This is a genomic window from Jeongeupia sp. HS-3, assembly GCF_015140455.1.
Lineage (GTDB): Bacteria > Pseudomonadota > Gammaproteobacteria > Burkholderiales > Chitinibacteraceae > Jeongeupia.
The window spans coordinates 1,477,520-1,502,106 of sequence record NZ_AP024094.1 but is presented as its reverse complement, the minus strand read 5'-3'; the positions used below and the strand labels follow the sequence as shown (position 1 = coordinate 1,502,106).

The following is a 24,587-nucleotide window of genomic DNA, read 5'->3' as shown; positions in this document are numbered from 1 at the left end:
TGATGACTGACGAGCCGATCCAAACCCCTCCAGAATCCCCGCCTGCCGCGCCGCAAACCGGTGTCGGCAGTCAATTGCGTCTGCAGCGTGAGTCCTTGGGACTTTCGATCGATGACGTGGTGGCGCAGCTCAAGCTGACCCGTACTCAGGTCGGCGCGATTGAAGCCGACCACTTCGACGATCTGCCTGGCAATACCTTCGCCCGTGGTTTCGTGCGCAATTATGCGCGGCTGCTGCAGCTCGATCCCGAGCCGCTGGTGGCGCAACTGGCGACGCAATTGCCGGTGGAGCGCGCGCAAGCCTCGCTGCCGCATCTGACCGAAGAGGCCACTTTCAAGGTCAGCAGTGGCGGTAGTCGCGGCCGGCCTTTGCAGCTGACCATGACGGTGATCGCCGGTTTGATTCTCGGTGCGGGTGGGGTTTTCTGGTATCTGCAGCAACCCGCCGCACCCGAACTGAATGTATCGACCGCGATACTGACGCTGCCGGAAGTCTCGGCGCCGGTCGCGCAAGATGTACCTTTGACGATCGCCAGCGAAATGGCCAGTGATGTTGCATCGGCGCCGCTGGCGCAGGTGCAGGCGATGCCGGCGAGCGAGGTCGCATCGGCCCCGGTTGCTGGTAGTGGTGAGTTGCGCCTGCTGGCCGAGCAGGATTCCTGGGTGCAGGTGACCGACGCCAATGGCAACAAACTGATTTCCGAAGTCCTCAAGGCCGGAACCGAGCGTACGTTCGGCGGTACGGCGCCTTACCGGATCAAGATCGGTAATTCACCGAAAACCCAACTTTATCTGCGTGGCCAACGCGTGGATCTGGCGCAATACAGCCGATCCGACGTGGCAACGCTGGAACTCAAGTAAGCCCCGATGAGCGATATTCAGATTCCGCGTCGCACCAGTCGCGAGGTTCGCGTTGGCCATGTCATGGTCGGCAGCAAGCATCCGGTTGTCGTGCAATCAATGACCAACACCGACACCGCCGATGCCGAAGGTACGGCGCGGCAGGTTTTCGAGCTTTGGCGCGCCGGTTCGGAGATGGTGCGCATCACCGTCAACAGTCCGGAAGCGGCGGCGCAGGTCGGTAACATCAAGACCAAGCTGGAGAACTGGGGCTGCAAGGTGCCCTTGGTCGGTGATTTTCACTTCAATGGCGATCGCCTGCTGCGCGATTACCCCGATTGTGCCGAGGCGCTGGCCAAATACCGCATCAATCCGGGTAACGTCGGCAAGGGCAGCAAGCGCGACGAGAAGTATGCCTTCATGATCGAGAAGGCCATCGAGTACAACAAGGTGGTGCGGATCGGCGTGAACTGGGGCTCGCTCGATCAGAGCATGGCGACGCGACTGATGGATGAAAACGCCAAGCGTGCGCAACCCTTGCCGGTCGACGCGATCATGCGCGAGGCGCTGATCCGTTCGGCGCTCGAATCGGCCGAACAGGCCGTGGCCTGGGGCTTGAGTCCGGACAAAATCATCCTGTCTTGCAAGGTCTCGCACGTGCAGGACTTGATCAAGGTTTACCGCGATCTGGGTGCGCGCTGCGATTTTCCGTTGCACCTTGGTTTGACCGAGGCGGGCATGGGCAGCAAGGGCATCGTCGCGTCAAGCGCCGCGCTGGCCGTGTTGCTGCAGGAAGGCATCGGCGACACCATTCGCATTTCGCTGACGCCGGAGCCGGGGGGCGATCGCACCAAGGAAGTCGTCGTGGCGCAGGAATTGCTGCAAACGATGGGTTTGCGCTCGTTTACGCCCATGGTGATCGCGTGCCCGGGCTGCGGCCGTACCACCTCGACGGTATTCCAGGAGCTGGCACAAAAGATCCAGTCTTTCCTGCGTGAGCAGATGCCGGTGTGGCGTGAGGCTTATCCGGGCGTCGAAGACATGAAGGTCGCGGTGATGGGCTGTGTGGTCAACGGTCCCGGCGAATCCAAGCTTGCCGACATCGGCATCAGCCTGCCGGGTACCGGTGAAGTACCGGTTTGCCCGGTGTATGTCGATGGCGAAAAAACCGTCACGCTCAAGGGCGAACAGGTGGCCGAAGAATTCCAGGCCATTGTCGAACACTATGTGGTCAGCCATTACGGCAAGGATGGCGACAAGCGTCGCACCGTCGCCAGCAAAACCATTCCGCTTCAACCGATCTGATCTATCTGATAAGTAATCCTATGGCACAAACGATTCAGGGCATCCGCGGCATGAATGACCTCTTGCCGCAAGAGAGTGCCCGTTGGCAGTATTTTGACGCGGTCGTGCGCGATTGGCTTGCTGCCTACGGCTATCAATACATTCGCACGCCGATTGTCGAGGCGACCGCGCTGTTTGTTCGTGGTGTCGGCGAGCATACCGATATCGTCGAAAAGGAAATGTACGCCTTCGAGGACAGTCTCAACGGCGAGCAGCTGGTGTTGCGCCCGGAAGGTACCGCCGGCTGCGTGCGCGCCTGCATCGAACATGGTCTGCTGTACAACCAGACCCAGCGGCTCTGGTACACCGGGCCGATGTTCCGCCACGAACGTCCGCAAAAAGGACGTTATCGCCAGTTCCATCAGGTTGGTGTCGAGGCTTTCGGCTTTCATGGCCCCGAGGTCGATGCCGAATTGATCGTGATGCTGGCCGATCTGTGGCGCCGTCTTGGCCTCACCGGTTTGCAGCTGGAAATCAATACGCTGGGTGACGCGGCTGAACGCGCTGCGCACCGCCAGGCGCTGATTGCCTATCTGGAACAGCACGTCGATATCCTCGATGAAGATGGCAAGCGCCGCCTGTATACCAATCCGCTGCGCGTGCTCGACACCAAGAATCCGGCCTTGCAGGAGATGGCCGAGAACGCGCCGAAGCTGGCCGAATTCCTCGGCGAGGAGTCGCGCGCCCACTTCGCCGGTTTGCGTGCTCTGCTTGACGCTGCCGGCATCGGCTACAAGCTCAACCATCGCCTGGTTCGCGGTCTGGACTATTACAACCGCTCGGTGTTCGAGTGGACCACGGATCAACTGGGCTCGCAGGCCACGGTCGCGGCCGGTGGCCGTTACGATGGTCTGGTGGAGCAGCTCGGCGGTAAGCCTTGCCCGGGTGTGGGTTTCGCCATGGGGATCGAGCGGCTGATCCTGTTGCTGGAAACGCAGGGCGTTGCCATTCCACGGGCGGTGCCGGATGTGTATCTGGTGCATCAGGGTGACGCTGCGGGCCGCTCTGCCTTTACGCTGGCGAGCGAGTTGCGCGCGGCGGGCCTCAAGGTCGTGCTGCATGCCGGTGGTGGCAGTTTCAAATCGCAATTCAAGAAAGCCGATGCCAGCGGCGCGAACTTTGCCGTGGTGATCGGGGACGAAGAAGCGGTGACGGCGACCGCTAATCTCAAGCGTTTGACCGGCGACGGCGGTGGCGAGCAACAGGTCGTCGCACAGAACGAACTGGTCGCGCGCCTGAGCGCTGCGGCATAATCGCCCACATTCAACTGAACAACAGAATACTGCACGGGGACCGTAATGGCGTTTGACCTGCAAGAACAAGAACAGATTGCCGAATTCAAAGCCTGGTGGAATGACTGGGGCAAGTGGCTGACCGGTGCGGTGATTGCCGGGCTGGTCGCTTGGGGGGCCTGGTTCGCCTGGGGCCACTATCAGACCTCGCAAGCTCACAAGGCCGGCGAGTTGTATGGCTTGGCCGAGACGCAATTACAGGCGGAGCCGGGCAAAGTCGCAGCGACCGCCAAGACGATCGAGCAGCAGTACGGCTCGTCCGCCCAAGCGCCGCGCGCTGCCTTGCTGGCTGCCAAGGCCGAGGTCAACGCCAGCAATCCGGCTGCCGCAGAAACGCAGCTGAAGTGGGCCGTGGCGAATGCCAAGGAAGCATCCTTGCGCGATGTCGCGCGTCTGCGCCTGGCTGCATTGCAGCTGGATGCGGGCCAGTACGATGTTGCCCTTGCAACCCTGCAAGCACGCGAAGATGACGCGTTTACCGCATTGTTCGCCGAAGCGCGGGGTGATGTGCTGGTGGAAAAAGGTGACACCGCCGGCGCGCGTGATGCCTACCGCGATGCGCAATCCAAGCTCCCTAAGGACGCGCCGAATCTGAAGTTCGTCGAAATTAAACTCGAAGCGCTCGGGAAGGTTTGAGATGCACATGAAGTCCTCCACCCGTTTGCTCGTGTCGCTGCCGTTGCTGGCGCTGTTGGCCGCTTGCGGTTCGATCAGCAATGCGCCGACGCCGTCGCCTCTGCCGGTGGTCAATAACGAGGCTGGCCTGACGCAGTTGTGGCGTGCATCGGCCGGTGGCAAAACGACGTTTCGCTTCCTGCCTGCGCTGGCCGGTGACAAGGTCGTCGTCGCTGGTGAACCCGATCGGCTGACGGCACTGAGTCTGGCCAGTGGCGCGACGCAGTGGCAGGTCAAGCTCGACAAACCGCTTGCCGGCGGTGTCGGTGCCGCCGAAGGTCTGATCGCGGTCGGTACGCTCAAGGGTGAAGTTTATACCTACAGCTACGATGGCAAGGCGCAGTGGCATGCGCAGGTCAGTAGCGAAATCATTTCGCCACCGGCGATTGCCGATGGCATCGTGCTGGTGCGGACTGTCGACGGAAAAATCAGCGGGCTGTCTGCTGCCGATGGCGCGCTCAAATGGCAGTTCCAGCGGCAACTGCCGGCGCTGATCCTGCGTAACTACGCGCCGCTCACCTTGCGCGGCGGCATTGCCGTGGCCGGCCTTGCCGGCGGTCGTCTGGTGGCGCTGGGTGCGCAGGATGGTCGAGTGCTGTGGGATACCCCGGTCGCGCAGCCCAAGGGCGCAACCGAGCTGGAACGGATTGCCGACGTTGTCTCCGCCCCTGAGATCAACGGCAATATGGTCTGCGCCGCTGCCTATCAGGGCCGGGTGTCGTGCTTCAACGTTCTGAACGGTACGCCGGTCTGGTCACGCGAAGTATCGAGTTACGCTGGTGTGGCGGGCAACAATCGCGTGCTGGCGGTGAGCGATGCCGATGGCAATGTGCTCGCTTACGATCGCAGCACGGGCCGCAGCTTGTGGAAGCAGGACAAGCTGGTCGCACGTCAGGTCGGTTCGCCGGCCATCCTCGGCGACTATGTCGCCGTGGCGGATTATCAGGGCTATGTGCACCTGCTCAAGCCTGAAGACGGCAGCCTGGTTGGCCAACTGCCGACCACGGGCGACCGTATTGCGGCCGAGCCGGTTGTTTTTGACAATAAATTGATTGTGCAGTCGCAAAATGGCGACGTATTTGCACTTGGTGTGAAGTAATCCAATGAAACCGACGATTGCCCTGGTGGGCCGGCCAAATGTTGGCAAGTCCACGCTTTTTAACCGACTGACCAAGACGCGCGATGCGCTCGTCGCCGATCAGCCGGGTTTGACCCGTGACCGTCATTACGGCCATGGGCGCGTCGGTGAAAAACCGTATTTTGTCGTCGATACCGGTGGTTTTGAACCCGTGGTTGATGAGGGCATCATGTTCGAAATGGCGCGGCAGACGTTGCAAGCTGTCGACGAAGCCGATGCCATTGTCTTTATCGTCGATGGCCGTGTCGGCATCACCCCGCAGGACAAGATCATTGCGCAGCGGCTGCGCCAGATCGATCGTCCGGTCTGGGTCGCGGTCAACAAGGTCGAAGGGATGCAGCGTGCGGTCGTCACCGCTGACTTCTACGAGCTTGGCCTTGGTGATCCGGTGGCCATTTCGGGTAGTCACGGTGAAGGCGTACGCGACCTGATCAACGAAATTCTCGAAGGTTTCGAAGTTCCGGTTGAAGAGGAAGAAGCGAAGCATCCGAAATTTGCCGTTGTTGGCCGCCCGAACGTCGGGAAAAGCACGCTGGTCAACGCGGTGCTGGGTGAAGAGCGGGTGATTGCGTTCGACGAACCGGGTACGACGCGCGATTCGGTGTACATCGATTTCGAGCGTAACGGCGCGCCTTACACGATCATCGATACTGCTGGCGTGCGCAAGCGCGGCAAGGTCACCGAGATGGTCGAGAAATTCTCGGTCATCAAGACCATGCAGGCGATCGAAGATGCCAACGTCGTGGTGTTGGTGCTGGATGCGATGCAAGAGGTCTCCGATCAGGATGCCCGTGTCGCCAGCTTCGTCTTGGAAACCGGTCGGGCTCTGGTGGTGGCCGTGAATAAATGGGAAGCGGCTAATCAGGAACAGCGCGATCGTATCAAGCGTGAAATCGACCGCAAGCTGGCCTTCCTTGATTTTGCCAAGTTTCATTACATCTCGGCCTTGGGCGGGCAGGGCATCGGTGAGCTGTTCAAGTCGATCGACCAAGCTTACACCGCGGCAATGATCAAGATCCCGACGCCGAAGCTGACCAATGCATTGCAGCTGATGCTTGAACGCCAACAGCCGCCTCTTTCCGGCAAAATCCGCCCGAAGATGCGTTACGCCCACCAGGGTGGTTCCAATCCGCCGGTGGTGATTGTGCATGGCAATGCGCTTGAGCAAGTGCCAGACTCTTACTGGCGTTATCTGGAGCGCAGCTTCATGAAGGTATTCAAGTTGCAAGGCACGCCGCTACGCGTGCAATTCAAGCGCAGCGCCAATCCTTACGACGATAAAACCAAGAAGCCAGGGGCGAAGCCAAAGCCCAGAAGCAAGTTCTGATTGTTGCGGAGCAACATGGTGGCGATTGGGTAAGTTCTGTACTATAAGCGTAAGACGAAATCTATTCGCCCAATAACAAACACATCGGAGAACAACAATGAGTGCCAAGGGGCAAATGCTGCAAGACCCGTTCCTGAATATCCTGCGCAAAGAGCACGTTCCCGTTTATATCTACCTCGTTAACGGCATCAAGCTGCAAGGCCAGATTGAGTCGTTTGACCAGTACGTTGTATTGCTTCGCAATAACGTGACTCAAATGGTTTACAAGCACGCCATTTCCACTGTGGTGCCGTCGCGCCCGGTGACGATTCCGCATGACAATCCGCAAGCCGCCGTTGCTGCGCCTGTTGGCGAAGTCTGATCGCGTTCCCGGTAGCTTCAGCCCCGACAGGCGTCTGCCTTTCGGGGTTTTCATTTGTTTGGGCCGGTGTTGTTCGGCCATGAAAAAAGATAGGCATGTTTGAACGTCACAAGGGCGGCGACTCGGCCGTCTTGGTTTGCCTCGATTTTGGCGAGCCAGACTATCGCGATGGCGTCGACGAATTCGTCCAGTTGGTCGAAAGCGCCGGTGTTGCACCGCTGGTTATCATCGAAGGCAAGCGCTCCAGGCCCGATGCTGCGTTTTTTGCAGGGAAGGGCAAGGCCGAGGAGATTGCCGAAGCCGTGCGCGCGCTCGAAGCGCCGCTGGTGATTTTCAATCATCAGCTTTCTCCGGCACAAGAGCGCAATCTCGAGCGAGTTTTGCAGTGCCGGGTACTGGATCGCACCACGCTGATTCTGGATATTTTTGCCCAGCGTGCTCGTACCGCTGAAGGCAAGTTGCAGGTCGAGCTGGCGCAGCTGGCGCATATCCAGACGCGGCTGATCCGCGGCTGGACACACCTTGAGCGGCAGAAAGGCGGTATCGGTCTACGCGGCCCGGGTGAAACCCAGCTCGAAACCGACCGCCGTTTGATCGGTATCCGCGTCAAACGCTTGAAAGAGCAGTTGGCCACGGTGCAAAAGCAGCGAGCCACACAGCGGCGCGCGCGTACGCGGCGTGGCCAGTTCACGGTGTCTATCGTCGGCTATACCAATGCCGGAAAATCCACGCTTTTCAATGCACTGACCAAGGCGAATCTCTACGCGGCGGATCAGTTGTTTGCAACGCTGGATACGACTTCCCGCAAACTGTTCCTGGATGCCGAGCACTCGGTGATCCTGTCGGATACGGTGGGCTTCATTCGCAATCTGCCGCATACGCTGGTTGCCTCGTTTCGAGCTACTCTGGAAGAGACGATCGAAGCCGACCTGTTGCTGCACGTCGTGGATATCAATCATCCATTGCGCGAAGCACAAATCGAAGCCGTCAATGTGGTTTTGCAGGAAATTGGTGCGGAACAGATTCCGCAATTGATGGTCTGGAACAAGATCGATCTGAAGGACGGCGAGCCAGCCGTCCTGCTGGACGAGTATGGTAAAATTCAAGCCGTACGCCTGAGTGCCAGGCGTGGGGATGGCTTGGACCTACTCCGTTCTGCTTTGGTCGATTTGATGAGCCAACCCACCGAGGATAACTAACGATAATGAGCCAAAACGACCCGCAATGGGGCGACCGCCGCAAGGATGGCCCGCCTGACCTCGAAGAAATGATCCGTAACCTGACGAGCAAGCTTTCCCGCTTCTTCGGCGGGGGCAACGGTCAAGGGCCGCAACCACAGCTAAGTGGCCGCGGTGGCATGACTGGTATCGGTGCAATCATTGCCGTGCTACTCGTGCTTTGGGGTGCGTCTGGTTTCTATACTGTGGATGAACGGGAAAATGCCGTCATCATGCGCTTTGGCCGTTACGTCGAAACGGTGGAGAAATCGGGCTTGCACTGGCGCCTGCCGTGGCCGATCGAGAGCCGCGAACAGGTCAATGTGACCGAAATTCGCAGCCTTGATGTCGGGGCCCGGGCGGAAGGCAAGTCGGGTGATGAAGCCGTGATGCTGACCGGCGACCAGAATATTATCGATGTGCAGCTTGAGGTTCAGTACACGCTCAAGTCGGCCAAAGATTTTGTCTTCAACAACCGTCGCACCGACAAGGACGGCAAGGATCTGGTCAAACAGATCGCCGAGACGGCCATTCGCGAAGTCGTCGGCAAGAACAAGGTCGATTACGTGCTGAACGAAGGGCGCGGCAAGATTGGCGAAGACACCAAGGAATTGATGCAGGAGCTGCTTGACCGCTACGGAACCGGTATCGCGGTGGCGCGGGTCAACATTTCCGATGTACAGCCGCCCGAGCAGGTGCAGGCCGCGTTCTCCGATGCGGTTAAGGCGCGCCAGGACAGGGCCCGGCTGATCAACGAAGGCACGGCTTATTCCAATGATGTCGTGCCCAAGGCCAGCGGTATGGCTTCGCGTCTGGTGCAGGAAGCCGAAGGTTACAAGCAACAGGTCGTTGCGCGTGCCGAGGGTGATGCCGCGCGCTTTGGTCAGGTTGCCAGCGAATATGCCAAGGCGCCGCAAGTCACGCGTGAACGGATGTATCTGGATGCAATGCAGCAGATATATCAGAACACCACCAAGGTTCTGGTTGATCAAAAGTCGGGCAGCAATTTGCTCTACTTGCCACTCGACAAGCTGATGCAGATGTCTTCCTCCTCCTCCTCCGCGGCCAATCCGGCATCGCCCGAGGCCGCCAAGCCGGTTGCCGAAGCCGCACAGGCCCCGGTTACTGCACCGCGCGCGAATGATCGCGGCGAGCGTTACGGTCGATAAGGAGGAAAGAACATGAACCGTATATTGCCTACCCTGGCGCTGATCCTGGTCGCGCTCTTTATCCTGAGCACGACTTTCTTTACCGTTGACCAGCGCCAGTTTGCTGTGGTTTTCCAGTTCTCCGAGGCCAAACGGGTCATCAGCGAGCCGGGCATCCATTTCAAGATTCCACTGCTGCAAGACGTTCGCTACTTCGACAAGCGCATTCAGACCATCGATGAAAGCCAGCCTGCGCGGGTGCAAACCATCGAGAAGATGAACGTCAAGGTCGACAGTTACATCAAGTGGCAAATCGTCGATGTCGAGCGCTACTACAAAGCCGTCGGCCTTGATGAGCGCAAGGCGGTCGAGCGTTTGCGCAATACCGTCAACAATATGCTGCGCGACGAGTTCGGTAAGCGCACGGTGCAGGACGTAATTTCCGGCCGGCGCGAAGAAGTTATGGCTTACGTGCGAAAAGTGGCCGATACCGATGCCGCACGGATTGGTGTGCGTGTGGTTGATGTGCGCGTGAAACGCGTTGAGCTCGAGGACAGCACGCTGGCGTCGGTGTACGAACGGATGCAGTCCGAGCGCAAGGCGGTGGCAAGTCAGCTGCGCGCCGAAGGTTCGGCTGATGCGGAAAAGATCAAGGCCGATGCCGACAAACAACGCGAAGTGATCATGGCCGATGCGTACAACCAAGCCCAGCAGCTCAAGGGTATCGGTGACGGCAAGGCTGCGGCGATCTACTCGGCTGCTTATGGCAAAAATCCGGAGTTCTACTCGTTCTACAAGAGCCTCGACGCCTACAAGCAAAGCTTTAGCAAGAAGAGCGATGTGCTGGTGGTTGATCCGAGTTCGGATTTCTTCAAGTACATGAAGAATCCGCGGAGCGGCGCGAAGTGATCGAAACGCTGGCATTGGCGCTCGCCCTGGTCATGGTGATCGAAGGTGTGCTGCCGTTTGCGATGCCAGCGCTCTGGAAACGTAATATGTTGCGGATTGCCGGTCTGTCAGACCGGCACATTCGCGCGTTTGGTCTGGTATCGTTGCTTGGAGGCACGCTGCTCGCATTGGCGGCGCGCTGACGAGACTGTTGATGAATGAATAGGCGCCCGACCGGCTTCGCCGGCGGGCCTTTGGTTTGATTGGAACCATGAGAAACTGGATTCTTCCGGAATACATTTCCGATGTCTTGCCGCGCGAAGCGCGCCAGATTGAAACCATGCGCCGCGGCATGCTCGATCTGTTTGGCCGTTATGGCTATGAACTGGTCATGCCGCCTTTGGTCGAGTATGTAGAGTCTCTGTTCCTGCTTGATGATCCGGCGCTGAACCTCAAGACTTTCAAGCTTGTCGACGAGCTGACCGGTCGGCAAATGGGGTTGCGTGCGGACATTACGCCGCAAGTGGCACGGATCGATGCGCATATTCTGAACCGCAAGGGCGTGACCCGGCTGTGCTACGCCGGTTCTGTGGTCAATACCCGCCCGGACGGCATCCAGTCGACCCGCGAGCCTCGGCAGATTGGTGCCGAAATCTATGGCAGCGCCGACGTGGCCGCCGATGTGGAAATCATCGAGCTGTTGTTTGCCTGCCTGGGTATGGCCGGCTTGAGCGACATTCGTCTGGATATCGGCCATATCGGGCTGTTCCATGCGCTGGCGGATGCAGCCGAACTGCACGGCACGTCGCGCAATGAAGCTTTCATTGCGCTGCAGCAAAAGGATGTGCCGACGCTGAAGGCGCTCACAGCCGATTTGCCGCAAGCTCTGGCACAGGGTCTGTGCGTACTGCCCTCGCTCTATGGCGGAGCCGAAACGCTGGAGCGCGCACGCGCGCTGTTGCCGGCCGTTGCCGGCGTTGCCGAGGCGCTGGATGCACTGCAGGCGCTGGCCTCGGCCTTGTCGGCACGGCAGATTACCGTGCGTTTTGACCTTGCCGAGGTCAAAAGCAGCGACTATCACACCGGTCTGGTTTTTGCCGCCTACACCCAGGGCTTTGCCAATGCGCTGGCGCGCGGTGGCCGTTATGACCGCGTCGGTGAAAAATTCGGCCGGGCGCGTGCTGCGACCGGCTTCAGTCTTGATGTGCGCGCACTGACGCGCCTGCCTTTTCCGGATGCCGCACCCGGTATTCTGGCGCCGGCTGGTGACGACCCGCAGCTGATCGCTGCGATTCGTGCGCTGCGAGTTGCCGGTGAAACGGTCGTGGTCGATCTGGGCGTGGTGCCCGACGAAATTCGCGTGGATCGTCAGCTCGTCAGTGATAACGGCGGCTGGCAAGTCGTTGCCCTTGGCAACAAGGCTTAAAGAAACAACTCTTTCCGGTCTGCGCGGCCGCCCGCTGCGCGCTCCGTTTGTAATTCCATTTGATTTGATCGAGGTTAGGCATGAGCAGAAATGTGGTCGTGATCGGCACCCAGTGGGGCGATGAGGGCAAAGGCAAGATCGTTGACTGGCTGACGGACCAGGCACAAGGCGTTGTGCGTTTCCAAGGCGGTCACAACGCTGGCCACACGCTGTGGGTCGGCGGCAAGAAGACCGTGCTGCGGCTGATTCCGTCGGGCATCCTGCATCCGGGCAAAGCCTGCTTCATCGGCAACGGCGTGGTGATCTCGCCGGAAGCGCTGCTGAAGGAGATCGACGAACTCGAAGCCGCCGGCGTCGACGTATTGAAGCGCCTGAAAATTTCCGAAGCGTGTCCGCTGATCCTGCCGTACCACATTGCCATCGACCAGGCGCGTGAAGCGGCCAAGGGCGACAAGAAGATCGGTACCACCGGCCGCGGTATCGGCCCGGCCTATGAAGACAAGGTCGCGCGTCGTTCGATCCGCTTGCAAGATCTGTACTACCCGGAGCGTTTTGCTGCCAAGTTGCTGGAAAACCTCGATTGGTACAACTTTGCGCTCGAGCATTACTACAAGGCCGAAACGGTCGACTTCCAGCGCGTGTACGACGACACGCTGGCCTATGCCGAACGCATCAAGCCGATGATGGCCGATGTCTCGCGCGACCTGTACGACTTGAACAAGTCGGGCGCACCGCTGTTGTTCGAAGGCGCACAAGGTACTTTGCTCGATATCGACCACGGTACCTATCCGTTCGTGACCTCGTCGAACTGTGTTGCCGGCGCGGCATCGCCGGGTGCCGGCGTGGCGCCGCAAATGCTGCAATACGTGCTTGGCATCGTGAAGGCCTACACTACCCGTGTCGGTTCCGGCCCGTTCCCGACCGAATTGTTCGATGCGGTCGGCGCCGGCCTGGCCCAGCGTGGCAACGAGTTCGGCTCGGTGACCGGTCGTCCGCGTCGTTGTGGTTGGTTCGATGCTGCAGCACTGAAGCGTTCGATCCAGATCAATGGTGTTTCGGGCTTGTGCGTGACCAAGCTCGATGTCATGGACGGCATCGAGACGATTAATCTCTGCACCGGTTACAAACTCGATGGCAAGCTGGTCGACATCCTGCCGATCGGCGCCGAGAATATTGCCCGCTGCGAGCCGGTTTATGAAGAAATGCCGGGCTGGACGGATTCGACGGTAGGCATCAAGCGTTTCGAGGATCTGCCGGCAAATGCCCAGGCTTATCTCAAGCGCATCGAGGTAATCTGCGAAGCACCGGTCGACATGATTTCGACCGGTCCGGACCGCGAAGAAACCATCGTGTTGCGTCATCCGTTCAACGGTTGATTGCCGCCCGAAGAAAAAAGCCCTGCTGTTGCAGGGCTTTTTTTATGGCTGAATGGGTGGCGGGATAGCGAAGCCCTATCAGCAGGGTAGGAATATTTTCGCCCACGCAAAAATGATAATGAGTATCATTAACGTATTGGTTAATGCCGGAATAAGACCATGATCAAGACCGCAACTTTTGCAGCGACCCACTTCACGGTTGCCTTTGCTGTGGCTTACCTGCTGACGGGGAGCTTGGGGGTCGCCAGCCTGTTGGCGCTGGTCGAGCCCATGGTGAACACGGTAGCTTATTACTTCCATGAGAAAATCTGGGAGCGGATTCGCGGTCAGCGCGACCAGCTGGCGGAGGAGGCGGGCCTTGCCGGTTTGCACGGGCATCGTTGCTGATCGTGGCATCCATCAAGCCGTTTGTCGGTGTGCACCATCGGATGTGGGCGAAGGGCTTGGCAAGTACGGGTGATTGATAAGATAATGAGAATGCTTATCATTGTTTGAGCCCGGCCTCGTATGTACGTTTGCGTTTGTAATAGCGTCACCGATAAAGACATCCATCGCGCAGTCTCGCGAGGGGTGCGAACGTTTGTCGAACTGAAGCAGGAAACGCAAGTGGCGACCTGTTGCGGCAAATGTGCCAGCTGTGCCAAGCATGTATTGAAAGAGGCGATCCATCAGCATGCCCGCGAAGAGCATGCGGTGCCCGCATTTGACGGCTTGGCCGCCGCCTGACCGGATCACAGGCAAGATTACGAATGCAAACGGGGCGCCCATCGGGCGCCCCGTTGCGTTGACGCGGCAAGAATCAGGAAGCTTGCAGCTGCAGATAGTTGGGCAAACCCAGTGCTTCGATCAGGCCCAGTTGCTGTTCGAGCCAGTGAGCATGATCCTGCTCGGTGTCGTCAAGCAGTTGCACCAGCATGCCGCGGGTGACGTAGTCCTGTACCGACTCGCACAGCGCGATGACTTGTTTCAGTGCATTTGCGACTTCAAATTCGGTGATCAGGTCATTGTTCAGCATCGCCGGCACGTCGGCGCCGATGCGTAGCGCGGTGCGTGCGGCCACATTGGGCGTGCCGCCAAGGAAAAGAATGCGGGCGATCAATTTGGTGGCGTGGCCGATTTCATCGCCGCGTTCGTGGTCGATCCGCGTAAACAGCTTGGTGTAGCCCCAGTTGTCGTACATCTGGCTGTGAACGAAGTACTGGTCGATCGAGGTGAGTTCGGCGGCGAGCAGCTCGTTCAGCGCCGCGATGACCTTGGTATTGCCTTGCATGGTGATTCTCCGTTCGTGTGCTTATTCGCCAACCTGCGATTGCAGGTAGTTTTGCAATCCCAGCGAGGTACGCAGTTCGGCTTGGGTTTCCAGCCAGTCGAGGTATTCTTCTTCGTCTTCGAGCAGTTCTTCAAGCTGATCGCGGGTGACGTAATCCTGGGCTTCTTCACAGAGCGCGATGGTGTCGCGCAGCGTTTTCAGATGACCGGTGACGAGCTTTTGGTCGCAGTCGAGCATTTCCGGCACGGTTTCGCCGATCAGCAGCTTGCCGAGCTGCTGCAGATTGGGCAGACCTTCGAGAAACAGGATGCGTTCGATCAGCGTGTCGGCGCGCTTCATCGCGTGGATCGACTCGTGATAGACCCGATCATTCAGCTGCTTGTAGCCCCAGTTGCGGTACATGCGCGCATGCAGGAAAAACTGGTTGATCGCGATTAGCTCGTTGCCGAGCACACCGTTGAGTGCCTTGATGATTTTTTTATCGCCTTGCATCGTGATTCTCCGTGTCCTAATTTATTGAGTTTATTTTATCCGGGTTTGATGCAATTCCTAATTATTTGTTCGCACGTATATCTGAATATATTGAATCTCATTACGATCTTATTGCTTGATAGATAATAATTCTCATTAGTGAAATTGATCGGCATTGACTGGAGCCTGCCGTCACAGTGTCAGGGTAGAGCGCTGGCAGGCTGCGTGGTAGTCTGCCGGACGTCCAGATGATGAGAGCCCAACGATGCCCATGCCGTCCGCCGATCAGCTTGCCTTGGCACAACAACTTGCCGACGCCAGTGCCGAGGTCATCCGCCGCTATTACCGCAGCAACTTCACCATTATCGACAAGGATGACGATAGCCCGGTGACGCAGGCCGACCGTGAGGCCGAGCAGGTCATGCGTGCGCTGATCGAAGTGCATCGCCCGCAGGACGGCATCATCGGCGAGGAGTTCGGTGAGCAGAACGCCGACGCCGATTGGGTCTGGGTGCTTGATCCGGTGGATGGCACCAAATCATTCACCGTTGGCCGCCCGCTATTCGTGACCCTAATCGGCTTGATGTATCGCGGTGAGCCGGTGCTGGGGGTGATCAATCAGCCGATCTCCGGCGACCGCTGGATCGGTGGCGTCGGTGTGCCGACCACGCTGAACGGCGTGGCCGTCAGCAGCAGTGATGTTGGCGTGCTGGCCGGGGCGATTATTGCAACCACTGGCCCCGAATATCTGCCGCGTGCCCGGCCGACGTTCGAATCTCTGGCCAAGCGCAGTCGCTATCAGATCTACGGTGGCGATGGTTATCTGTATGCGCAGCTGGCCAGTGGCTGGTTGCAGCTGGTGATTGAGGAAGGTTTGAAGCTGCACGATTTTGCCGCGCTGGCACCGGTCATCAATGCTGCCGGCGGCAAAATGACCGATTGGCAAGGCCGGCCGCTGCATCGTCATAGCGAAGGTTGCGTACTTGCTGCGGCCAATGCCACGCTGCATGCCGCCGTACTCCCCGAGCTGGCGGCATTGCCGGTATAATCGGTACAAATACACGATATCGCAGCGCGGATAAGCCGATCATGTTCAAGAACACCCAGTACGTTTCCGAGTTCACCCAGTTCATGCAGGGTTACCTGCAGGACAATCCGGACGTGGCCCAAGGCCAGGTCGAAGGCCGTGCGCTGCTGTGGGACAAGGCGCCGATCAACCTTGATGAGCGTGAGCGCGCCATCGAGTCGGGTGTACCGCAAAAGCCGTATCCGTATCTGACCGAGTAATCCTCGGCAAGATCAGCTCAAGCAAACAGGCCGGTATATTCCGGCCTGTTTGCTTTTCGGCAAGGTCGTGCTGGCAGGCTCGATGGGTCTGCGTGCTACCATCGCGACGGTCTCGTGTTCAATTTTCCAGGAAGTTTTTTCATGCGTCTTGGCACCCCTTTATCCCCGTCGGCCATCAAGATCATGTTGCTCGGCTGCGGCGAACTCGGCAAAGAAGTCATCATCGCCTTGCAGCGATTCGGCGTTGAAGTGATCGGTGTCGATCGCTATGCCGATGCGCCGGGTATGCAGGTGGCGCATCGCAGCCATGTGATCAATATGGCCGATGCCAAGGCGCTGCGTGCGCTGGTCGAAGCCGAGCGCCCGCATTTGATCGTGCCGGAAATCGAGGCGATTGCGACCGAAGAATTGTTGCGTATCGAGGCCGACGGCCTTGCCGAAGTGATCCCGACCGCGCGCGCAACCAATCTGACCATGAACCGGGAAGGCATTCGTCGCCTTGCCGCCGAGACGCTGGGGCTGGCTACATCGCCATACCGTTTTGCCGCGAACTTCGAGGAGATGGCCGCTGCCGTCGCCGAGATTGGATATCCGTGCCTGGTGAAGCCGGTGATGTCGTCGTCGGGCAAGGGGCAGTCGACGCTGAAGGGGCCGGAGGATGTGCAGGCGGCGTGGGATTACGCCGCCAGCGGAGGTCGGGTTGACGCCGGTAAGGTCATCGTCGAAGGGTTTATCGATTTCGATTACGAAATCACCCTGCTGACGGTGCGCGCGCAAGCTGCGTCGGGCGGGATTGAAACGCAGTTCTGCGCGCCAATCGGCCATGTGCAGGTCAAGGGCGATTACGTCGAGAGCTGGCAGCCGCAGGCGATGAGCCCGCTGGCGCTACAGCGGGCGCGCGAGATCGCCAAGGCGGTGACCGACGATCTCGGCGGTCGTGGGCTGTTCGGCGTCGAGCTGTTCGTCAAGGGCGATATGGTGTGGTTTTCCGAAGTCAGCCCGCGTCCGCACGATACCGGCCTGGTCACCCTGGCGAGCCAGCGCTACTCGGAGTTCGAACTGCACGCACGGGCGATTCTGAAGCTGCCGCTTGACGCCAGCTTGCGCGAGCCGGCGGCGAGCGCGGTGATCTATGGCGGCATGAACGAGGTTGGCATCGCTTTCGACGGCGTTGCCGACGCGCTGGCGGTACCGGGCGCCGATGTGCGGCTCTTCGGCAAGCCCGAAGCGTTCGAGCGCCGCCGCATGGGCGTGGCCGTTGCGACGGCGGCGGATACCGATCAGGCGCGCGAGCTGGCCAAGCTGGCGGCGAGCCGGGTCAAACCGGTCAAGGTTTGAAGAGGGAAGGGATGAGCGAAGTTCAGCAAATGACGCCGTATCAATTGCTCGGCGGCGATGCGGTGTTGCGGCAATTGGTCGATCGTTTTTACGACATCATGGCGAGCGATCCGCGTGCGGCCGGTATCCACGCGATGCACGCGCCCGACACCGCCTTGATCCGGGAGAAATTCTTCGACTTTCTCTCCGGCTGGCTCGGCGGGCCGCAACGTTTCATCGAAAAATACGGTCACCCGCGCTTGCGCGGCCGGCACATGCCGTTTGCGATTGGCGAATCCGAGCGTGATCAGTGGCTGATGTGCATGTTCCAGGCGATGAACGACACGCCGATGGACGCCGCGCTGCGCGAGCATCTGGAAGAGGCGTTCTATAAGACCGCCGATTTCATGCGGAATCAGTGAACGCAGTCGAACCGATCAAAACGGCCTTTGGGGGCCGTTTTTCATTGCGATTCGCAAAATGCATCGACGGGGATTACGGGGAGAGCGGTGCGGCCAATGCACCTTGCGTGGTCAGTTACCGCAATCCGCTAAACCGACGCTCGGGCATCAGGCGCCACCCTGATAGCCGCTCTGCCGCCACGCCTCGAACACGGTCACGGCGACCGCGTTGGAGAGATTCAGGCTGCGCTGGCCGGTGAGCATCGGCAGGCGGATGCGGTGGTCGGCATCGAAGCGGGCCAATACGTCGTCGGGCAGGCCGCGGGTTTCCGGGCCGAATACGAACACGTCGCCCGGCTGGAAGCTGAGCGTATCGAAGCGGCTGCTGCCCTTGGTCGTCATCGCAAAAAAGCGCCGACCGGGCAGAGCGGTGACGAGTGCATCCCAGTCGTCGTGCACGCGCAGCTCGGCGTACTCGTGGTAATCGAGCCCGGCACGTTTGAGTTTGGTGTCATCAAGCGCAAAACCGAGCGGCTTGACGAGGTGCAGGGTACTGCCGGTATTGGCGGCGAGGCGGATGACGTTGCCGGTGTTGGGCGGAATTTCGGGCTGGAACAGGACAATGTCGAACATGGTTAACCGATAAGTGGTGATTGATTTGACGCTGATTGTAAGCTTGATTGCCTATGCTGCAGCTGCACACAGCGTCTGGAGGGCAATCCGTATGGTACTGATTCCCGAAGAAATTCTGCTTTCGGCAGCAAGAATGGCCATGCTTGACGGTTTGTCTCCGGCGCAAACGATGGCGGTGGTCTTTCGCGCCATCGATCACGAGTTCGCGGGCGCAGGCGGGCGCCGCTTCAACCCGGCACGCACCGCCGGCGTCGGCGCCGCGATCTATGCCGCGATGTTTGGTTATCCGCTGCGCTTTGTCATCGACCCTGCCGCACGTGGCGGCCATCGCTGGGAGAGCGAGATCCCGGCGCATGGCTATAGCCAGCCGTTTCAATCACTCTTCATTGAGGCGATGCTGCTGGTGGATACACACCGCCGGCGTAGACAAACCGCGCCGGGTTAGCGCCATTGTAACCGGGCTGACACGTCATTCGGCTAGCCTTGCGCCCTTGTCGATTCTGCCAAGCGGGGTAGCGAGCTGCTAGAATCGGCAACAGCTTATCTAGCCCGGAATACCAATGAATACCGCTACATTGCTGATCAGTTGCCCGGACCGCAAAGGTCTGTCCGCCGCGATCGCCAACTTTCTCTATACCTACAACGCCAATATCGTTCACGTCGACCAGCACCAGGACAATTCGGAAAACCTGTTCCTGATGCGCGTGGAGTGGGATCTGACCGATTTCACCCTTGATATGGGCGCGTTCACCCCGGCGTTCCAGCCGATCGCCGACCGTTTCCAGATGCAGTGGACCGTGGCGCTGTCGGCCGAGCGGCCGAAGATGGCGATCTTCGTCTCCAAGTACGATCACTGCCTGGTCGACCTGCTGTACCGGCACAAGAGCGGCGAGTTGCACTGCGATATTCCATTGATCATTTCCAATCACGACGATTGCCGCGCGCTGGCCGAGTTCTACGGCATCGCCTACCACGTGATTCCGGTGAGCAAGGACAACAAGGCCGAGGCCGAGGCGGCGCAAAAGGCCTTGCTCGAAGCGCATGGCATCGACCTGATCGTGCTGGCGCGTTACATGCAAGTGCTCAGCCACGACTTCACCGGCGCCTACCCGCAACGGGTGATTAATATTCACCACAGCTTCCTGCCGGCGTTCGACGGTGCCAAGCCGTATCACCGCGCCTTTGCCCGTGGCGTGAAGCTGATCGGCGCGACCAGCCATTACGTGACCGAAGTGCTCGACGACGGCCCGATCATCGAGCAGGACGTGATCCGCATCTCGCACCGCGACGATGTCGAAGAATTGATCCGCAAGGGCCGCGATCTGGAAAAAATGGTACTGGCGCGTGCGGTGAAATGGCATCTCGAACACCGGGTGCTGGTGTATTCGAACAAGACCGTGATCTTTGCCTGAGCGCCCGGCTTCGATGCAACAGCTGGTGCGTGACGCCCTGGACGTGGCCCGGCTGAAAGTCGGGCCGCTGTCACATTATCGCTACCCGGTCTGGCAGCCGCTGGTGTGGCTGGCCTTGCTGTCGCTGGCCGCAGCGCTCGGTGCCGGCAAGTTCAAGGCATCGCTGCCACAAAGGCTGCTGTTCTTTGGCATCCTCGATCTCATCAGCTGCATCTTGTCGACGCTGTGGCTGATGGGCTGGTTGCGGATTCTGGACCGCCGGCCGTTTGAAGGCACGCTGTTTCCCTTGATCGTGCTGGCGGCAACGCCGCAGCTGCTGCAACCCGTGGTGGCGATGCTGCCCGACGATGCCGGCTTGGTTGCGACGGTGCTGCTGACCCTGTACGGCTTGGTGGTGCTGGTGCGCGCGGTGGCGGTCGCGACGGTGCACCGGCCGGCGTTGATCGCTGCGGGCCTGCTTGCCTATCTACCGGTGGCCTTGCTGCTGTACGGCTTGGCGGTCAACATTGCGACCTCGCTAGGATGGTTGCCCGCACCGACAGGGACGCCAGAATGAGCACGTTCCGTTACCGCGCAGTCGGTGCCGATGGCAAGGAAGTTCGTGGCGCGGTCGAGGCAGACGGCGCCCGGCAGGCGCGGCTGTCTCTGCGTGAGCGCGGCCTGTGGGTCAGCGAGCTGGTCGAAGGCTCGACCAGCGCCAAGGCGCGGCGACACCGCAGCCTCGGCACCGCCCGTCTGGCGCTGCTGACGCGGCAGCTCTCGACCTTGCTCGATGCCGGCCTGACGCTGGATGAAGCGCTGGTTGTGCTGGGCGAGCAGAGCGAGGGCGAGCGCGAAAAGGAGCTGGTTGCGGCGATACGCAGCGAGATCCTCGCCGGGGTATCGCTGTCGCAAGCCTTGGCGAGCCATCCCGGCGCGTTCCCGGAGCTGTATCGCACCATCGTGGCGGCCGGCGAGGAGTCGGGCAAGGCGGCGGCGGTGATGCAGCGGCTGGCCGATTACCTCGAAAGCCGCGCGGCGCTGGCGTCGAAGGTGATGCTGGCGTTCATTTATCCGCTGGTGGTGATGGTGGTGTCGGTGCTGGTCATCGTCGGCCTGCTGACCTGGGTGGTGCCGCAGATGGTGACGGTGTTCCAGAGCGCCAAGCAGACGCTGCCGTTTCTGACCCGGGCGCTGCTCTGGACCAGCGCGGTGGTACGCGACTGGGGGCTGGTATTGCTGATCGCCTTGGCCGGCGCCGGTTTTGCTGCGTGGCGTGCACTGCAGCAGCCGGCCATCCGCCGTGCTTTTCATCGCTGGAAGTTGCGCCTGCCGCTGTTCGGCCGATTCGAGCGGGCCGGCAATACCGCGCGGCTGGCATCGACGCTGGCGATTCTGGTCAGCAGCGGCGTGCCGCTGCTGCGGGCAATGAACGCCGCCGCCGGCGTGCTCGCCAACCTGCCGCTGCGCGACGCGGTATTGACCGCCGCGGCGCAGGTGCGCGAAGGGATGACGCTATCGCGGGCGCTGGCCGAATCCAGATTGTTTCCGCCGGTGCTGATCCATCTGATCGGCAGCGGCGAGGCCACCGGCCGGCTTGAGCACATGCTCGACAAGGCGGCGCAGCAGCAAAGCCAGGAGCTGGAAAATCGCGTTGCGACCTTCACCAGCCTACTGGGGCCGATCATGGTGCTGATCATGGGCGGCGTGGTGCTGCTGATCGTGCTGGCGATCCTGATGCCGGTGTTCGAAATGAATCAACTCATCAAATAAAGCCATTCCAATAACGGAGCAGATGATGCAACACGTCCAAGGCCGCGCCCAACGCGGTTTTACCCTGATCGAAATCCTCGTCGTGATCACCATTCTGGCGATTCTCGGCGCGCTGATCGTGCCGAAAATCATGGATAGGCCGAACGAGGCGCGCGTGGTCGCGGCCAAGCAGGACATCCGCAGCGTGGTGCAGGCGCTCAAGCTCTACAAACTCGATAACGGCCGTTACCCGACGACCGAGCAAGGGCTGAAGGCGCTGACCGAGAAGCCGAGCCAGCCGCCGGTACCGATGAACTGGAAAACCGGCGGTTATCTTGAGAAGCTGCCCAAAGACCCTTGGGGCGGTGATTATCTTTATCTGAACCCGGGCCTGAAGGGCGAGATCGACGTGATGAGCTACGGTGCCGACGGCACCCAGGGCGGCGAAGGCTACGACGCCGATGTCGGCTCCTGGCAGCTGTAATCCGCTTCGATGCGTCGCCGGCTCGGCTTTACCCTTGTTGAGATTCTCGTCGCGCTGGCGATTGTCGGCCTGATTCTCGGTCTGGCGGTGGTGCGCTTGGGTGATTCGGACGCGACCACGCTGTCGCGCGAATCGGCGCGTCTGGCGTTGCTACTGGAAAATGCCCGCGATGCGGCGATCAATTCGGGGCGGACGATGGCGTGGTCGAGTGATGGTCACGGTTACCAGTTCTGGTTGCTCGACGATCAGAATGCCTGGCAAGCGATCGCCGCCGACGAAGTGCTGCGCGCGCGTGAACTGCCCGAGGGCACCAAGCTCGTCGCGCAGACGATCAATCTGCGCGAGCGGCGGATCGGCGAGCGCATCGTGTTTGAACCGTCGGGCGTGAACGCACCGTTTCATCTGGATTTGCAGCTTGGCAGCGTGCGCTGGCAGCTCGATGGCGATGCAATGGGGCGAGTCAGGGCGAGCATGCCGGAGCAGGGCGATGCGTGAACGGGGCTTTACGCTGGTCGAAGTCCTGGTGGCGCTGGCGGTATTGGCGATCGCCATGGCCGCCGCCTTGCGCGCGGTCTCGGCGAGCACCGATACCGCCGGCGACCTGGCAACGCGCACCCTGGCCGGCTGGGTGGCGCAAAACCGCCTGGCCGAGATCACCGCGCGCGCCGAGTTTCCCGAGCCCGGCCGGCGTGAGGGTCGCTCGACGATGGTCGGCCGCGAGTTCGTCTGGCAAGAGGAAGACGGCGTCTCGCCCAATCGCAGCTTCCGCCGGGTGGAGATCAAAGTGTATGCCGATGGCGATCAAACGCACGCGGTCGCCACGTTGGTGGGCTATTTAGCTAATGCGCCGCGCTGACCGTACCGGTTTTACCCTGCTTGAGCTGCTGGTGGCGCTGGCGATTTTCAGCGTGATCGCGCTGGTGGCGTGGCGCGGGCTGGATGCGGTGGCGACGACCAAATTGCGCCTCGACGCCGAGGCGCAATCGTGGCGTGATCTGTCACTGGTGTTTGACCGTCTCGGCGACGACGTTGGTCAATCGGTAAATCGGCCGTGGCGCGATGGCAGCGGCCAGGCGCAGCCGGCGTTCATTGGCCGCAGTGACGATCTGGCGCGAACCAAACCTGCGCTTGAATTCATCCGCTTTGCTCGCGATCGAGACCCGCAGCGCGTGGCGTATCGCTTGCAGGACGGCAAGCTGGAGCTGTTGCTGTGGGATTCGCTTGACCCGGCACCAACCGAGCAGCCGATGGTTTTACCGCTGCTCAACGATATTGCTCAGTTTGTGCCGACCTTCCTCGACGGCAGCAATGCCTGGCAGCCGCGCTGGCCGGCGGGCGCCAGCACCCCGGCCGCCGCGACACTGCCGCGCGCGGTAAAGATCACGCTGGCGCGCAACGGTAGTGCACCGATCGAGCGGGTGTTCGCGCTGCCATGAGAAAGCAGGCCGGCATCGCCCTGATTACCGCGGTGATTACCGCCGCCTTGGTCGCTGCGCTGGCGGCATGGATCGCCTGGCGCCAGCAGCTGTGGTTCCACCAGCTGGAAAACCAGCTCGACCAGGGGCAATCGCGCGCCATTGCCTATTCGGGGGTGCAACTGGCCCGGTTCACCCTGCGCGACGATGCGCGCAACAACCAGATCGATCATTTGCTCGAGCCGTGGAATATCCCCATCCCGGCGATCCCGGTCGAGCAGGGCAAGGTGGGGGGGCGCTTGCTTGAGCAGCAGGGGCGTTTCAACCTCAATAATCTGGTGGCCAATGGCGTTGCCAACGAAACCGAAATTGCCGCCTGCCGCCGCCTGTTTGAATTTGCCGGGGTCTCACCGAAACTGGTCGACGCCCTGGTCGACTGGATCGATGCCGATAGTGCCGTCCGCACACCCGATGGCGCCGAGGATGCCGACTACTTGGCCCTGCCGCAGCCTTACCGCGCCGGCAATCAGCCGCTGGTCGATCTTGGCTCGCTGACGCGAATCCGGGGCTTGGATGCCGATACCATTGCGCGCTTGACGCCCTTTGTGACCGTCTTGCCGCAGGCGACGTCGGTCAACGTCAACTTCGCACCGCCCGAAGTCCTCGCGGCGCTGATACCGGATATGACCTTGTCCGATGCCCAAGCGGTGGTATCAAAGCGCTCGGGACGATACTTTTCTACCGTCGCCGAATTCGCCCAAGCGGTGCCCGAGCGCATTCGCAGCAATGTGCGCGGTGAAACGCTGACGATACAAAGCCGCTATTTCATCAACGACGTCGATGCACAGTTCGGCCGCGTCACCGTCCGCTACGCGGCCTTGCTTGAACGCAACGGTATCGAACTGCCGCGGATCGTGTGGATGCGGCGGCGTTGATTCCCGCGCGATAACGGCGCCTGCCTTGAAAGCAGGGCTGGATCGTATGGTGAGCGCGTCGCAGATCGGCCCCTCACGCTTGGCGTATCAGTCGGCGACTCTGGCTGGGGCGCAGGCCTTCTTTAACGTGCACGGTTTCCGCCAAGACCCGCTTACCGCTATAATGCTCGGCTTGCCGGAACATGCCGCCCGTTGCTGCC

Annotated in this window: 31 protein-coding genes; 28 read left to right on the top strand and 3 right to left on the bottom strand. The window is 60.4% G+C overall.

The features are described 5' to 3' along the window. The first annotated feature begins 2 nt into the window (after positions 1-2). The 15 genes from JLC71_RS07095 (at position 3) to JLC71_RS07025 (ending at position 13,757) form a co-directional block, all read left to right on the top strand. On the top strand, positions 3-860 hold the full coding sequence (locus tag JLC71_RS07095) for a RodZ domain-containing protein (RefSeq protein ID WP_374757622.1): 858 nt from the start codon (positions 3-5) through the stop codon (positions 858-860). 6 nt (positions 861-866) lie between these two features. Further along, positions 867-2,144: a flavodoxin-dependent (E)-4-hydroxy-3-methylbut-2-enyl-diphosphate synthase gene (gene ispG, locus JLC71_RS07090; RefSeq protein WP_200918046.1), complete on the top strand. Its 1,278-nt coding sequence runs from the start codon at positions 867-869 to the stop codon at positions 2,142-2,144. Positions 2,145-2,164: 20 nt separating this feature from the next. Beyond that, on the top strand, positions 2,165-3,436 hold the full coding sequence (hisS, locus tag JLC71_RS07085; RefSeq protein WP_200918045.1) for a histidine--tRNA ligase: 1,272 nt from the start codon (positions 2,165-2,167) through the stop codon (positions 3,434-3,436). 45 nt (positions 3,437-3,481) lie between these two features. Next, a complete protein-coding gene (locus tag JLC71_RS07080; RefSeq protein ID WP_200918044.1) occupies positions 3,482-4,111 on the top strand; it encodes a YfgM family protein in 630 nt (209 codons plus the stop codon). Positions 4,112-4,118: 7 nt separating this feature from the next. After that, positions 4,119-5,249, top strand: a complete 1,131-nt coding sequence (gene bamB / locus JLC71_RS07075; protein WP_200918043.1) for an outer membrane protein assembly factor BamB — start codon at positions 4,119-4,121, stop codon at positions 5,247-5,249. A gap of 4 nt (positions 5,250-5,253) precedes the next feature. Beyond that, complete coding sequence (der, locus tag JLC71_RS07070; RefSeq protein WP_200918042.1) at positions 5,254-6,615, top strand: ribosome biogenesis GTPase Der; 1,362 nt, start codon at positions 5,254-5,256, stop codon at positions 6,613-6,615. Between the two features lie 97 nt (positions 6,616-6,712). Further along, positions 6,713-6,976: an RNA chaperone Hfq gene (hfq, locus tag JLC71_RS07065; protein WP_200918041.1), complete on the top strand. Its 264-nt coding sequence runs from the start codon at positions 6,713-6,715 to the stop codon at positions 6,974-6,976. 95 nt (positions 6,977-7,071) lie between these two features. After that, positions 7,072-8,175, top strand: a complete 1,104-nt coding sequence (hflX, locus tag JLC71_RS07060; protein ID WP_200918040.1) for a GTPase HflX — start codon at positions 7,072-7,074, stop codon at positions 8,173-8,175. Between the two features lie 5 nt (positions 8,176-8,180). Further along, the gene (hflK, locus tag JLC71_RS07055) at positions 8,181-9,362 is read left to right on the top strand and encodes an FtsH protease activity modulator HflK (RefSeq protein WP_200918039.1); all 1,182 of its coding nucleotides are present in this window, start codon (positions 8,181-8,183) and stop codon (positions 9,360-9,362) included. A 12-nt stretch (positions 9,363-9,374) separates the two neighbouring features. Further along, positions 9,375-10,250 carry a protease modulator HflC gene (gene hflC / locus JLC71_RS07050; RefSeq protein ID WP_200918038.1) on the top strand — a complete coding sequence of 292 codons (876 nt, stop codon included), beginning with the start codon at positions 9,375-9,377 and terminating at the stop codon, positions 10,248-10,250. Continuing rightward, entirely contained in the window at positions 10,247-10,432 is a 186-nt protein-coding gene (locus tag JLC71_RS07045; RefSeq protein WP_200918037.1) for a DUF2065 domain-containing protein, read from the top strand. Before hflC ends, JLC71_RS07045 begins: the two co-directional genes overlap by 4 nt. A 68-nt stretch (positions 10,433-10,500) precedes the next feature. Then, positions 10,501-11,655 (top strand): ATP phosphoribosyltransferase regulatory subunit, encoded by a 1,155-nt coding sequence (locus tag JLC71_RS07040; protein WP_200918036.1) that lies wholly within the window; start codon positions 10,501-10,503, stop codon positions 11,653-11,655. 80 nt (positions 11,656-11,735) lie between these two features. After that, complete coding sequence (locus JLC71_RS07035) at positions 11,736-13,031, top strand: adenylosuccinate synthase (protein WP_200918035.1); 1,296 nt, start codon at positions 11,736-11,738, stop codon at positions 13,029-13,031. 159 nt (positions 13,032-13,190) lie between these two features. Then, positions 13,191-13,418: a DUF2061 domain-containing protein gene (locus tag JLC71_RS07030; protein ID WP_200918034.1), complete on the top strand. Its 228-nt coding sequence runs from the start codon at positions 13,191-13,193 to the stop codon at positions 13,416-13,418. Between the two features lie 120 nt (positions 13,419-13,538). Next, positions 13,539-13,757, top strand: coding sequence for a bacterioferritin-associated ferredoxin (locus tag JLC71_RS07025; RefSeq protein ID WP_200918033.1), 219 nt, complete (start codon positions 13,539-13,541; stop codon positions 13,755-13,757). A 73-nt stretch (positions 13,758-13,830) separates the two neighbouring features. Here the strand turns inward: JLC71_RS07025 and bfr (JLC71_RS07020) are convergent, their stop codons facing one another. Together bfr (JLC71_RS07020) and bfr (JLC71_RS07015) are read right to left on the bottom strand one after the other, a co-directional pair. Continuing rightward, positions 13,831-14,301: a bacterioferritin gene (gene bfr, locus JLC71_RS07020; protein ID WP_200918032.1), complete on the bottom strand. Its 471-nt coding sequence runs from the start codon at positions 14,299-14,301 to the stop codon at positions 13,831-13,833. Positions 14,302-14,322: 21 nt separating this feature from the next. Beyond that, positions 14,323-14,793 (bottom strand): bacterioferritin, encoded by a 471-nt coding sequence (bfr, locus tag JLC71_RS07015; protein WP_200918031.1) that lies wholly within the window; start codon positions 14,791-14,793, stop codon positions 14,323-14,325. A gap of 244 nt (positions 14,794-15,037) precedes the next feature. Here bfr (JLC71_RS07015) and JLC71_RS07010 point away from each other — a divergent pair, with 244 nt between their 5' ends. The 4 genes from JLC71_RS07010 (at position 15,038) to JLC71_RS06995 (ending at position 17,798) form a co-directional block, all read left to right on the top strand. Further along, on the top strand, positions 15,038-15,820 hold the full coding sequence (locus JLC71_RS07010) for an inositol monophosphatase family protein (protein ID WP_200918030.1): 783 nt from the start codon (positions 15,038-15,040) through the stop codon (positions 15,818-15,820). A gap of 41 nt (positions 15,821-15,861) precedes the next feature. Next, complete coding sequence (locus JLC71_RS07005; RefSeq protein ID WP_200918029.1) at positions 15,862-16,059, top strand: DUF3460 family protein; 198 nt, start codon at positions 15,862-15,864, stop codon at positions 16,057-16,059. A 141-nt stretch (positions 16,060-16,200) separates the two neighbouring features. After that, positions 16,201-17,397, top strand: coding sequence for a formate-dependent phosphoribosylglycinamide formyltransferase (gene purT / locus JLC71_RS07000; protein ID WP_200918028.1), 1,197 nt, complete (start codon positions 16,201-16,203; stop codon positions 17,395-17,397). Between the two features lie 11 nt (positions 17,398-17,408). Continuing rightward, positions 17,409-17,798 carry a group II truncated hemoglobin gene (locus JLC71_RS06995; RefSeq protein ID WP_200918027.1) on the top strand — a complete coding sequence of 130 codons (390 nt, stop codon included), beginning with the start codon at positions 17,409-17,411 and terminating at the stop codon, positions 17,796-17,798. 147 nt (positions 17,799-17,945) lie between these two features. Here the strand turns inward: JLC71_RS06995 and trmL are convergent, their stop codons facing one another. Then, entirely contained in the window at positions 17,946-18,410 is a 465-nt protein-coding gene (trmL, locus tag JLC71_RS06990) for a tRNA (uridine(34)/cytosine(34)/5-carboxymethylaminomethyluridine(34)-2'-O)-methyltransferase TrmL (protein ID WP_200918026.1), read from the bottom strand. 91 nt (positions 18,411-18,501) lie between these two features. Here trmL and JLC71_RS06985 point away from each other — a divergent pair, with 91 nt between their 5' ends. The 9 genes from JLC71_RS06985 to gspK all read left to right on the top strand — a co-directional run bounded on the left by JLC71_RS06985 (position 18,502) and on the right by gspK (position 24,387). Next, positions 18,502-18,855, top strand: coding sequence for a hypothetical protein (locus JLC71_RS06985; RefSeq protein ID WP_200918025.1), 354 nt, complete (start codon positions 18,502-18,504; stop codon positions 18,853-18,855). Between the two features lie 115 nt (positions 18,856-18,970). Next, positions 18,971-19,822, top strand: coding sequence for a formyltetrahydrofolate deformylase (gene purU, locus JLC71_RS06980; protein WP_200918024.1), 852 nt, complete (start codon positions 18,971-18,973; stop codon positions 19,820-19,822). A gap of 25 nt (positions 19,823-19,847) precedes the next feature. Continuing rightward, the gene (locus JLC71_RS06975; protein ID WP_200918023.1) at positions 19,848-20,378 is read left to right on the top strand and encodes a hypothetical protein; all 531 of its coding nucleotides are present in this window, start codon (positions 19,848-19,850) and stop codon (positions 20,376-20,378) included. Further along, positions 20,375-21,574 (top strand): type II secretion system inner membrane protein GspF, encoded by a 1,200-nt coding sequence (gene gspF / locus JLC71_RS06970; RefSeq protein ID WP_200918022.1) that lies wholly within the window; start codon positions 20,375-20,377, stop codon positions 21,572-21,574. Before JLC71_RS06975 ends, gspF begins: the two co-directional genes overlap by 4 nt. A gap of 25 nt (positions 21,575-21,599) precedes the next feature. Further along, a complete protein-coding gene (gspG, locus tag JLC71_RS06965; protein WP_200918021.1) occupies positions 21,600-22,037 on the top strand; it encodes a type II secretion system major pseudopilin GspG in 438 nt (145 codons plus the stop codon). A 9-nt stretch (positions 22,038-22,046) separates the two neighbouring features. Continuing rightward, positions 22,047-22,532: a GspH/FimT family pseudopilin gene (locus JLC71_RS06960; protein WP_200918289.1), complete on the top strand. Its 486-nt coding sequence runs from the start codon at positions 22,047-22,049 to the stop codon at positions 22,530-22,532. After that, positions 22,525-22,893 (top strand): type II secretion system minor pseudopilin GspI, encoded by a 369-nt coding sequence (gene gspI / locus JLC71_RS06955; protein ID WP_200918020.1) that lies wholly within the window; start codon positions 22,525-22,527, stop codon positions 22,891-22,893. The genes JLC71_RS06960 and gspI overlap by 8 nt, the downstream gene beginning before the upstream one ends. Beyond that, positions 22,880-23,473 carry a type II secretion system minor pseudopilin GspJ gene (gspJ, locus tag JLC71_RS06950; protein WP_200918019.1) on the top strand — a complete coding sequence of 198 codons (594 nt, stop codon included), beginning with the start codon at positions 22,880-22,882 and terminating at the stop codon, positions 23,471-23,473. Before gspI ends, gspJ begins: the two co-directional genes overlap by 14 nt. Beyond that, a complete protein-coding gene (gspK, locus tag JLC71_RS06945; protein WP_200918018.1) occupies positions 23,470-24,387 on the top strand; it encodes a type II secretion system minor pseudopilin GspK in 918 nt (305 codons plus the stop codon). The genes gspJ and gspK overlap by 4 nt, the downstream gene beginning before the upstream one ends. The last annotated feature ends 200 nt before the right edge of the window (positions 24,388-24,587 follow it).

What these genes read in the sequence shown, in the direction of transcription:
- JLC71_RS07035 (WP_200918035.1), top strand. Translation starts at nt 11,736, where the DNA reads ATGAGCAGAAATGTGGTCGTGATCGGCACCCAGTGGGGCGATGAGGGC.
- gspK (WP_200918018.1), top strand. Translation starts at nt 23,470, where the DNA reads ATGAGAAAGCAGGCCGGCATCGCCCTGATTACCGCGGTGATTACCGCC.
- JLC71_RS07080 (WP_200918044.1), top strand. Translation starts at nt 3,482, where the DNA reads ATGGCGTTTGACCTGCAAGAACAAGAACAGATTGCCGAATTCAAAGCC.
- JLC71_RS07095 (WP_374757622.1), top strand. Translation starts at nt 3, where the DNA reads ATGACTGACGAGCCGATCCAAACCCCTCCAGAATCCCCGCCTGCCGCG.
- JLC71_RS07040 (WP_200918036.1), top strand. Translation starts at nt 10,501, where the DNA reads ATGAGAAACTGGATTCTTCCGGAATACATTTCCGATGTCTTGCCGCGC.
- purU (WP_200918024.1), top strand. Translation starts at nt 18,971, where the DNA reads ATGAATACCGCTACATTGCTGATCAGTTGCCCGGACCGCAAAGGTCTG.
- gspF (WP_200918022.1), top strand. Translation starts at nt 20,375, where the DNA reads ATGAGCACGTTCCGTTACCGCGCAGTCGGTGCCGATGGCAAGGAAGTT.
- JLC71_RS07010 (WP_200918030.1), top strand. Translation starts at nt 15,038, where the DNA reads ATGCCCATGCCGTCCGCCGATCAGCTTGCCTTGGCACAACAACTTGCC.
- gspJ (WP_200918019.1), top strand. Translation starts at nt 22,880, where the DNA reads ATGCGCCGCGCTGACCGTACCGGTTTTACCCTGCTTGAGCTGCTGGTG.
- JLC71_RS06960 (WP_200918289.1), top strand. Translation starts at nt 22,047, where the DNA reads ATGCGTCGCCGGCTCGGCTTTACCCTTGTTGAGATTCTCGTCGCGCTG.
- bamB (WP_200918043.1), top strand. Translation starts at nt 4,119, where the DNA reads ATGAAGTCCTCCACCCGTTTGCTCGTGTCGCTGCCGTTGCTGGCGCTG.
- hflK (WP_200918039.1), top strand. Translation starts at nt 8,181, where the DNA reads ATGAGCCAAAACGACCCGCAATGGGGCGACCGCCGCAAGGATGGCCCG.
- trmL (WP_200918026.1), bottom strand. Translation starts at nt 18,410, where the DNA reads ATGTTCGACATTGTCCTGTTCCAGCCCGAAATTCCGCCCAACACCGGC.
- gspI (WP_200918020.1), top strand. Translation starts at nt 22,525, where the DNA reads ATGCGTGAACGGGGCTTTACGCTGGTCGAAGTCCTGGTGGCGCTGGCG.
- hfq (WP_200918041.1), top strand. Translation starts at nt 6,713, where the DNA reads ATGAGTGCCAAGGGGCAAATGCTGCAAGACCCGTTCCTGAATATCCTG.
- JLC71_RS06995 (WP_200918027.1), top strand. Translation starts at nt 17,409, where the DNA reads ATGAGCGAAGTTCAGCAAATGACGCCGTATCAATTGCTCGGCGGCGAT.
- hflX (WP_200918040.1), top strand. Translation starts at nt 7,072, where the DNA reads ATGTTTGAACGTCACAAGGGCGGCGACTCGGCCGTCTTGGTTTGCCTC.
- hflC (WP_200918038.1), top strand. Translation starts at nt 9,375, where the DNA reads ATGAACCGTATATTGCCTACCCTGGCGCTGATCCTGGTCGCGCTCTTT.
- bfr (WP_200918032.1), bottom strand. Translation starts at nt 14,301, where the DNA reads ATGCAAGGCAATACCAAGGTCATCGCGGCGCTGAACGAGCTGCTCGCC.
- JLC71_RS07030 (WP_200918034.1), top strand. Translation starts at nt 13,191, where the DNA reads ATGATCAAGACCGCAACTTTTGCAGCGACCCACTTCACGGTTGCCTTT.
- JLC71_RS07025 (WP_200918033.1), top strand. Translation starts at nt 13,539, where the DNA reads ATGTACGTTTGCGTTTGTAATAGCGTCACCGATAAAGACATCCATCGC.
- ispG (WP_200918046.1), top strand. Translation starts at nt 867, where the DNA reads ATGAGCGATATTCAGATTCCGCGTCGCACCAGTCGCGAGGTTCGCGTT.
- JLC71_RS07005 (WP_200918029.1), top strand. Translation starts at nt 15,862, where the DNA reads ATGTTCAAGAACACCCAGTACGTTTCCGAGTTCACCCAGTTCATGCAG.
- purT (WP_200918028.1), top strand. Translation starts at nt 16,201, where the DNA reads ATGCGTCTTGGCACCCCTTTATCCCCGTCGGCCATCAAGATCATGTTG.
- gspG (WP_200918021.1), top strand. Translation starts at nt 21,600, where the DNA reads ATGCAACACGTCCAAGGCCGCGCCCAACGCGGTTTTACCCTGATCGAA.
- der (WP_200918042.1), top strand. Translation starts at nt 5,254, where the DNA reads ATGAAACCGACGATTGCCCTGGTGGGCCGGCCAAATGTTGGCAAGTCC.
- bfr (WP_200918031.1), bottom strand. Translation starts at nt 14,793, where the DNA reads ATGCAAGGCGATAAAAAAATCATCAAGGCACTCAACGGTGTGCTCGGC.
- hisS (WP_200918045.1), top strand. Translation starts at nt 2,165, where the DNA reads ATGGCACAAACGATTCAGGGCATCCGCGGCATGAATGACCTCTTGCCG.
- JLC71_RS06985 (WP_200918025.1), top strand. Translation starts at nt 18,502, where the DNA reads ATGGTACTGATTCCCGAAGAAATTCTGCTTTCGGCAGCAAGAATGGCC.